Here is a 7,121-nt window from a genome sequence, read left to right on the forward strand (position 1 = left end):
ACGATTTCGTGCCGTGGAGGTGCTTCCCTGTTGCCGTGGCGCGGGGCCTTGCTTTCACAGATGGCGGTGCAGGAAACCCGCCGTCGCCTCGGCGGCGCGCGTGACATATGGCTCCACGTCGTACAGGTCGATGTGTTCACGGCAGTCGAGCCAGAGCATCTCCTTGTTTCCCGGGCTCCGCTGGAGGAGTGTGTCCGCCAACTCGGGCGCGCAGTACGCGTCGACCCGCCCGTGGACGACGAGTAGCGGCGTAGCGGCGAGCAGCGGGGCCGCGCCGAGCGCGTCGAAGGTCATCAGCGAATGGAGCGACCCCCAGGTCACCCGGTTGTCCCAGTGCGGCGATGCGGAACGGGAGGTGCCGTAGTAGGCGTACGGCTCGTCACCGGGCATCGCGGCCTCGCCGCCGCCGGGCGCCACAGCGGGCAGATACTCGTCGTAGCGGTCGAGGAAACCCGCGAGCGCGGTCCGGTAGGCGTCGTCGCCCATTTGCTCGGCGAACCAGGCCGGGTTGTTGTAGGCGCCTGCGATTCCGGCGACGGCCTTCACCCGTGGGTCGGTGGCGGCCGCCCGCACCGCGTACCCGCCGCCGAGGCACACCCCGGCGAGGCCGATCCGGCCCGGGTCGACCTCTGCCCGGCGGGCGAGCAGGGTCACCGCGGAGCGCAGGTCGGCGAGCTTGCCCTCGCTGTCCTCGTGCCCTCGGCGCCCTCCGCTCTCACCGAACCCTCGATGGTCGAAAGCCAGAGTGACCAGACCCGCCCGGGCCAGTCGCTCCGCATACAGCCCCGTGACCTGCTCCTTCACACCGGTGAAGGGCCCGGTTAGGGCGACGGCGGGCGAGGGTTCGAGCCGTTCGGGCAACCTGAGCTCTCCGACGAGCTTTACACCGGCTGCCGAGAAGGTGACCCGCTCGGTCCGTATCGTGGTTGTCATCGCCCGGCCTCCCCCGACGTGGTGGCCAGGGTGGACAGTTCGGCGGCCACCGCATCGGCGCCCAGACCGATGAGCCACTCCAGGGGCGCATCCGGCAGGAATCTGCTCATTACCGTGGTCAACTCCTGCTTCTGCCGATCCGTCAGCGAGGGGCCGTCCCCGGCCAGCCGCCGCACGACCTCCCGGTACAGCAGCAGGTACTGCCGTTGCCGGACGAGCATGCCGCTGTCGCTCGGGGAGCCGTGGCCCGGGTAGAGCACCAGACCGTCCAGCTCGTCCATCACGCGATCCAGGACGTGCAGCCAGGCCGTGGAGTGCCCGTCCGCGGTGTAGGGGTGCGTTCCGCCGAACGCCAGGTCGCCTGTGAATGCCACCCGTCTCCCGCCCGCCTCCACCAGGAGATAGGAGTCGGCATGGCTCTCCGCCGGCCCAAGGTCGTGTATCCGGACCCGCAGGCCGGCGACCTCAATGATGTCCCCCTCCTTCAGAAGGCGGTCGGGTACCCGATACCGGTCGGGCCACTCGTCGCCGTACACCGGCTGCCACTGCTCCCGCTTGGGCACGGCGATCTGCTCGATCGTCTCGGCCACCGCGACCGAGGCGTGAACCGGCACGTCCTCGTCCACCACGTACGGCAGGCCGTTGAAGTGGTCGGGGTGTGCGTGGGTGACGAACGCTCCGAGCAGTGGTTTGCGGAGCGCGGCCAGGCGCGCCGCGAGGGCCCGGGCGTCGGAGACGAGCAGGTTGCCATCGACAAGGACCACCCCCTCCGCTGTCTCCAGCAGGTAGCTGTTGGCGAACAGGCCCGGCTCCGCCGCCGTGTACGTGTGGATGACGAGATCACTCATGCTTGCGCCCCTGTCCTTCTGGTGATCGCCGAAGCGATGGTGAGAGGCTAGGCGTGCCAGGGTCTTCGGGCCAGAAGGCACTTCGCGGTGCCCATCGGGGCAGGCATACGGAGGAGGGCCGCATGGATCCCGTGATCCCTGACATGCTGGAGGAGAGCTGCGCGACGCGACAGGCCCTTGAGCGGTTCGCGGCGAAGTGGCGGGTACTGGTGATCTACGCACTGCTGGCCGGTCCCCAGAGGCACAGCCAACTGCGCCGGCGGCTGCCTGGCATCACTCAGAAGGTGCTGACCGAGACGCTGAGAGGCCTGGAGACGGACGGCATGGTCGAACGGCGGGTCATCAAGGACACAGCGCCCCAGCACGTGGAGTACGCGCTGACCGACCTGGGACGTACGCTGCGCGAACCGTTGGGCGCCATCTGCGCCTGGGCGGCGGAACACGCGGGTCGATAGCCGCTACCCACCCGCCTGGAGCGTCGACGAAATCGACGGCTCCCTCCGGCTGCCCCATGGCTCCGAGACACAAGTACGAGCACCCGCTCTACCAGGAGTTCCGGGCGTCGGCGCCGCGCACGGGCCTCGCGGTGGACACCCCGCTGGGCCCTGGCACGGTGGTGGGGCACAACGCGAGGTACGGCGACGCCCAGGCGGTGGCGGTGAGCGAGCCCGAGGAGTAGCGGGCAGAGCTCCAGTCGCCGAGCTTCACGGGGCGTCCCTTATGGGCGTTCACGCGGCGTCTCGTCTGTTCAGGCCGGACAACTGCCAGGCCAGCCGGGTGCGGACGGCGGGGATGCGGCCGGCCAGGGCGAGGACGAGGTTGCGCAGCACACGGCGGCCGGTGGCGGCGGTGGCCAGCGTGGTGAGCCGCCCCGCGAGGGCGACCACCTGCTCGGCCTGCGCGCGGCGGATGACCGCGTAGGAGTCGAGCAGGCTGTCCGGTTCGCCGTCGAGCACCCGGGCCAGCGCCTCGCCCAGGTGTACGGCGTCGTCGATGCCCAGGTTCATGCCCTGGCCACCGGCGGGCGAGTGCACGTGGGCGGCGTCGCCGGCCAGCAGAAGGCGGCCCTGGCGGTAGGTGTCGGCGATGCGGTGGTGGACCCGGAAGCGCGAGCTCCAGATCAGCTCCCGCACCCGCGCGGGCTCGGCCTCGGGGCCGCGGGTATCGAGCAGGTGCTGCACGAAGGGGATGCCGGGGTCTTCGGGGGCCTCGTCCACGGTGGCGACGATCCGGTGCAGGCCACCGGGTAGCGGGGCGACGACGACCATTCCGGCGGGCGAGAAGTACAGCGTGACCTCGTTCTGTGGCACCCCGCCGGACAGGCGGACGTCGCTCAGGACGAACGACTCGGCGTAGGTGCCGCCGGTGAAGCCGATCCCGGCGCTCTGGCGGACGGTGCTGTTCATGCCGTCGGCGCCGATCAGGTAGGCGGCCCGGATCCGCTGCCCGTCGTCCAGGGTGGCGGTGACGCCGTCGGCGTCCTGCTCGACGCGGCTCACCCGGGCGGGCCTCGTCACCTTGCCGCCGAGCTCGTGCAGGCGGGCCAGCAGGTGGGCCTCGGTGTCGGCCTGGGAGATCATCAGCGTGTAGGGGTAGGCGGTGGGCAGGCCGCCGAAGGGCACCGGCACCAGCGCCTTGTCACGGTCGCGGATGGTGAAGACCGGAATGTGGATGCCGTGCGCGGCCAGCCGGTCGGCCACGCCGTACGGCTCCAGGACCTCCAGGGTGCGTGCGTGCACGACGGCGGCGCGAGAGGTGTTGGCGCCCTCCGCCCGCGCGTCCACGATCATGACCTGCCTGCCGTGCCGGGCCAGGACGATCGCGGCGGTGAGCCCCGCGGGTCCGGCTCCGATGATGAGTACTTCGGCGTTCACGGCACCTCCTTTGTCAACGACTGTTGGCATGAACGTAAGCCCGCCACGAGTAGGAAGTCAACAGTCGTTGGCCTACAATCGTTGACATGAGGAGATCCTCCGCCGAGACCAAGGCCGTGATCCTGGCCGCTGCCCGCGAACGCTTCGCCGCCGACGGCTACGACAAGGCCACCATCAGGGCCATCGCCGCCGACGCGCGGATCGACCCGGCCATGGTCATGCGCTACTTCGGCACCAAGGAGAAGCTGTTCGCCGCCGCGGCCGAATTCGATCTGGAACTGCCCGCGTTGGCGCCGGACCAGGCCGGCGCCGGCCTGGTCCGCCACTTCCTGCGCAAGTGGGAGGCCGACGAAGGGCTGCAGGTCCTGCTCCGCACCGGCGTGACGAACGAGGCCGCGGCCGAACGCATGCGGACGATTTTCGCCGGCCAGGTCATGCCGCTCGTGGTCGACCTGACCGGCGATCCGGAGCGGGCTCCCGTGCGCGCTTCCCTGATCGCCTCGCAAGTGCTGGGCCTGGCCCTGTCGCGTTACATCCTGAAATTTCCGCCGATGGTGGCGGCAACGGAGGAAGAGCTCATCGCGTGGCTGAGCCCCACGGTCCAGCGCTACCTCACCGAGTGAAACGAGTGCGGCGACAGGTCCGGCCGCCGAACGCGGAGTAATACGCTGCGGTGGTGAGCACCCGGCGCCGCCTTGAGACATGGCTGAAGACGAAGTCGCCAGAGGACCGGCGGCTGATCCTCGCCCGGGTCGGGTTCACCTCCGAAGACGACGTGACCCCACAGGACCTCGCCCGGCTGCTGCTCCAGCCGCGTGCGGCGCTCTCGCTCGCGCGGTCCTGCACCCTTCCTCAGCACCAGGCGCTGTCGGCCGTCGCATGGCTGGCGGCGCAGCGGCACGGGCCGCTGCTCAACCTCTGGCATGACGCGGACCCGGCGACAAGGGCCGTGCCCCGCGCCGACGTGCTCGACCTGCTGGCCGGGAGCGATGCCGCCCTGCGGGCGCGCGCCGCCGCCACCCTGGACGCGCTCGCCGACATGGCGTTGGTGCTTCCGCCGCACGACGACCACGTGATCGTGTCCACCGGCGTCCACGCGCATCTCTCCGAGTCAGCGGGGCTGGGCCGCCCGGCGGCCGAGCTCATCAGGCTCCACTTCAACGCTCCGGAGGTCCACGCGATCGCCGAGACCCTGGGATTCCCGAAGGCCAGGGCGCGCGAGGGCGCGGAGCGGAACGTGCTCGGCCTGCTCGCCGACCAGGAGCGGGTGCGGACCCTGCTCGCCCAGGCCCCCGCGGAGGCCCGGGAGTGGCTGCTCGACATCATCGGGCACGGATCGCAGGTGCTCACCCACGCCTATCAGGCGCGCGGCGGCTTCGGTTACCAGCAGGCGCCGAAGTACGCCTTCCGGCCGGGAGGTTCCGGCGACCCGAACACCGACTGGCTGGCCGCGCGCGGGCTCCTCCTGCCCGCCGGGCCGTACGACACGGCGGAGGTGCCGATCGAGGTCGCCGTGGCCGCGCTCGGCGAACTGCGCGTGCCGTTCGTCCCGGAGCCGCCGCGGCCCCCGGCCGGTCTGCCCGACGCCGCCGGGGCCGACGGCTCCGGCCAGGCGGCCGCCACCGCCGCGCTGTCCCAGATCGAGCGTGTGCTCGCCGCGTGTGCCGACCAGCCTCCCGTCCTGCGCAAGGCCGGCGGTCTGGCGGTCCGCGACACCAAGCGGATCGCCAAAGCGGCAGGCGTGGCCGACGACGTCACCCGGCTCTGGCTCGACCTGGCCATGCAGGCCGGACTGCTCGGCCTGCACGCCGAGCCGGTGCAGCGGCCGAAGGGGCATCGCGGCAAGCTGCCTGAGCCGGTCGTGAGCCTGCTGCCGGCGACGGACTACGACGACTGGCTGAAGCGGTCTCCCGCCGAGCGGCTGGTGGCGATCATCGCCACCTGGGCGACCATACCGGCCGTCTACACCTACTGGCCGGAGGAGGCCGGGACGCCGGTCGCACTCACCGAGCCCGAGGATCCGTACGCGGTCGACATCAGAGGCGCCGTCTTCGAGGCGCTCGCCGCGCTTCCCCCGGGCAGGGGCGTCGGCGCCGACAGCCTGCCGTACGTGACGGAACGGGCGGCCTGGCATCGCCCGCGCCACTTCGCGGAGTCGGGGGCGGGCGACGATCTGGTCGGCGCCGTCGTGCGTGAGGCCGAGTCGCTCGGCCTGGTCGCCGGGGGCGCCCTCACCGGCGTCGGCCGTGTCGTACGCGACCTGCTGCTCAGCGGTGAGGCCTGGACGTCGCCGGAGCCCGCCCTGGCCGACGCCCTGGCGGCCATGCTCCCGCCCGCGCAGGCCACCGCCTTCTTTCAGGCCGATCTGACGGCCGTGGTCCGCGGGATGCCCGGCCAGGAGCTCGCCGAACTGCTCGACGACGTCGCCGATCGCGAGTCGGAGGGGCACGCCGTGGTGTGGCGCTTCTCCGGTTCGACCGTGCGCCGGGCCTTCGACCGGGGGCAGGAGGCCGACGTCCTGCTCGCGCGGCTCGCCGAGGTGGCCGAGGCGCCCCTGCCGCAACCGCTGGAGTATCTGATCAAGGACACCGCCCGTACGCACGGGCGCGTCCGGGTGGTGCGCTCCGGGTGCTGCCTGCGCTCCGACGATGAAGCGCTCGTCGAGGAACTCGCCCGCTCTCGGGCGCTGCGCGCGCTGGGCCTGCGCAAGATCGCCCCGACCGTCCTGATCAGTGTGGTGGGTGAGGAGGAGACCCTGGCCCGGTTGCGTGCCGCCGGTTACACCCCGGCGCTGGAGTCCGAGACCGGGGTGGCGATCATCGAGAGAGCCGCGCGCCGGCGTGCCTGACGTGCGACCGGCCAGGGACGGCGCTCAGCGCGCCGCCCCTGGCCGGGCCGATTTTTAGACAGTCAGGTGACTGGGGACGGCGTCAGACGCGGGTCCACTTCTGGTTCGTCTCGCCGTGGCAGGTCCAGATGTGCACCTTGCTGCCGTTGGCGGTGCCGTAGTTCGACACGTCCAGGCACTTGTTCGCCCCGACCGCGGTGATGGTGCCGTCGGAGTTGAAGCGCCACTTCTGGTTGTTCTGCCCGTTGCAGTCCCAGATGAGCACGCTGGTGCCGTCGGCCGTGCCCGCGCCGTTCACGTCCAGGCACTTGTTGCCGTAGACCCGCAGCTCACCCGCGCTCGTGGAGGTCCACTGCTGGTTGGACTGCCCGTTGCAATCCCAGATCTGCAGCTGTGCCCCGTTGGTCTGTGAGGCCTCGGTGACATCCAGGCACCGGCCCGAGCCCGTGCCCCGGATCGCGCTCGTCGCCTGCGGAGTGCCCGACGGCGAGGGCGATGCCGGGGGTGTGGGCGAGGGGCTGGTGGTCGGCCCCCCGTTGCCGGTGAACTGCCACCAGTTCACGTTCATCAGGTAGCTGCTGCCGCCGGTGAACCGGAGATACAGGTCGTGGGTGCCGC

8 protein-coding genes are annotated in these 7,121 nt (G+C 71.3%); 4 read left to right on the forward strand and 4 right to left on the reverse strand.

Annotation, left to right across the window (positions count from 1 at the left end):
- Positions 1-54 precede the first annotated feature (54 nt).
- Together FLX07_RS24265 and FLX07_RS24270 are read right to left on the reverse strand one after the other, a co-directional pair.
- Positions 55-933 carry an alpha/beta hydrolase gene (locus tag FLX07_RS24265; RefSeq protein ID WP_142573657.1) on the reverse strand — a complete coding sequence of 293 codons (879 nt, stop codon included), beginning with the start codon at positions 931-933 and terminating at the stop codon, positions 55-57.
- Complete coding sequence (locus FLX07_RS24270) at positions 930-1,781, reverse strand: MBL fold metallo-hydrolase (RefSeq protein WP_142573659.1); 852 nt, start codon at positions 1,779-1,781, stop codon at positions 930-932. Before FLX07_RS24270 ends, FLX07_RS24265 begins: the two co-directional genes overlap by 4 nt.
- Positions 1,782-1,903: 122 nt before the next feature.
- On the opposite strand from FLX07_RS24270, the gene FLX07_RS24275 reads away from it, so the two are divergent.
- On the forward strand, positions 1,904-2,236 hold the full coding sequence (locus FLX07_RS24275; RefSeq protein WP_142573661.1) for a winged helix-turn-helix transcriptional regulator: 333 nt from the start codon (positions 1,904-1,906) through the stop codon (positions 2,234-2,236).
- A gap of 56 nt (positions 2,237-2,292) precedes the next feature.
- Positions 2,293-2,460: a hypothetical protein gene (locus FLX07_RS36615; protein ID WP_167748365.1), complete on the forward strand. Its 168-nt coding sequence runs from the start codon at positions 2,293-2,295 to the stop codon at positions 2,458-2,460.
- Between the two features lie 49 nt (positions 2,461-2,509).
- Here the strand turns inward: FLX07_RS36615 and FLX07_RS24280 are convergent, their stop codons facing one another.
- Entirely contained in the window at positions 2,510-3,655 is a 1,146-nt protein-coding gene (locus FLX07_RS24280; RefSeq protein ID WP_208762359.1) for an FAD-dependent oxidoreductase, read from the reverse strand.
- Between the two features lie 86 nt (positions 3,656-3,741).
- Here FLX07_RS24280 and FLX07_RS24285 point away from each other — a divergent pair, with 86 nt between their 5' ends.
- The gene (locus tag FLX07_RS24285) at positions 3,742-4,278 is read left to right on the forward strand and encodes a TetR/AcrR family transcriptional regulator (protein ID WP_142573666.1); all 537 of its coding nucleotides are present in this window, start codon (positions 3,742-3,744) and stop codon (positions 4,276-4,278) included.
- A 53-nt stretch (positions 4,279-4,331) separates the two neighbouring features.
- Positions 4,332-6,503, forward strand: a complete 2,172-nt coding sequence (locus FLX07_RS24290) for a helicase-associated domain-containing protein (RefSeq protein ID WP_142573668.1) — start codon at positions 4,332-4,334, stop codon at positions 6,501-6,503.
- A gap of 82 nt (positions 6,504-6,585) precedes the next feature.
- Here FLX07_RS24290 and FLX07_RS24295 read toward each other — a convergent pair.
- A partial coding sequence (locus tag FLX07_RS24295; RefSeq protein WP_142573670.1) for an RICIN domain-containing protein occupies positions 6,586-7,121 on the reverse strand: 536 nt, incomplete at its 5' end.

The organism is Microbispora bryophytorum, assembly GCF_006874465.1.
Classification (GTDB): Bacteria; Actinomycetota; Actinomycetes; order Streptosporangiales; family Streptosporangiaceae; genus Microbispora; species Microbispora bryophytorum.